Below are 1,054 nucleotides of genomic sequence, written 5' to 3' on the forward strand. Positions count from 1 at the left end.
CAGGTCCCGCTGCGCCTCGAAGCCGCGGGTCAGCGCCCGGTACTGGTCGGCGGCAATGGCCGCGGAGACCACCTTGGAGATGGCGATGAACGGCGTCGTCCGCGGCACCTCCAGCAGCGGCACCCCCGCCTCCCGGGAGGCGGCGAGCAGCGCCTCCGGCGCCGTCTCGTAGTTCACGCCGACCCCGAAGCCCACCCCGACCACGCCGGCGTCCGCGAGCCGCCGCATGTAGCGGCGCACGGCGTCGGCGTCCTCGACGTCGAGCTTGAGCGCCGTGGTCAGGATCAGCTCGCCGCCTTCGAGGTACGGCACGGGGTCGATCAGCTCGCTGGTCTGCGCCCAGCGCACGGCCACGGCCAGGTCGTCGGCGCCGGTGAGGACGGAGAGTTTGAGGGTGGGATGGCGGACGAGGGAGGCGAGCGTGGGCATGGCACCTTCTGGCTGGTGCGGCGGCCGGGGCCGCCGTGCTGTTCGTGACTGTCTGCGCGACCGCCTCGGCCCGGGCCGGTTCGTACGCGACCGACCCCGACCGCCCCCGTCCGACCCCGGCGGGCCGAGGTGCCCGCGCGCGATCCGACGATCCACACCGCCCTCCGACCGTCGCGGAGGTCTCCGACCGCTTTCGGACTGCCGCTCTGTCTTACGCCGCTCCGTATGAACGGCTCTCGCCATTGTGCCTCAGCGGTGCAAGTCGACGAGCACCGGAGGCGTCCGCTCACCGCCCACGGTGGTCACGGAGAGCACCGCGTGCCCGGGCGGCAGCGTGTTCGCCAGCTCCGAGGCCGACCAGCGCTCCCGCTCCACGGTGCGCACCGTCACCGAACGGCTCGTGGCTTTCGTACCCGTGAACACCTGCCGTACCCATCGCACCAGCCGCCGGATCAGCCCGCCGGAGACCTTCGGGACATGCGTGACGTCCTCCGCCTCGACCCACTCCGCGCCCCACGCCTCCGCGAAGTGCCGGCCGTCCCAGGTGCTGACGCCGGTCAGCACCATCCGGCAGCCGACCGCCGCCAGCAGCGGGCCGCGCACCGGCTCCGCCACGTCGGCCATG

The 1,054-nt window shown here is 73.5% G+C and carries 1 protein-coding gene and 1 pseudogene; both read right to left on the reverse strand.

All coding sequences use genetic code 11. The features are described from left to right. On the reverse strand, window positions 1-429 hold a 429-nt coding region (locus tag H5J30_RS35345; protein WP_181791879.1), incomplete at its 3' end, for a PucR family transcriptional regulator ligand-binding domain-containing protein. Window positions 430-678: 249 nt separating this feature from the next. After that, window positions 679-1,054: pseudogene (locus H5J30_RS35350) on the reverse strand (hypothetical protein); the annotation flags it as partial.

Source organism: Streptomyces phytophilus (genome assembly GCF_013870535.1).
Classification (GTDB): Bacteria; Actinomycetota; Actinomycetes; order Streptomycetales; family Streptomycetaceae; genus Streptomyces; species Streptomyces phytophilus.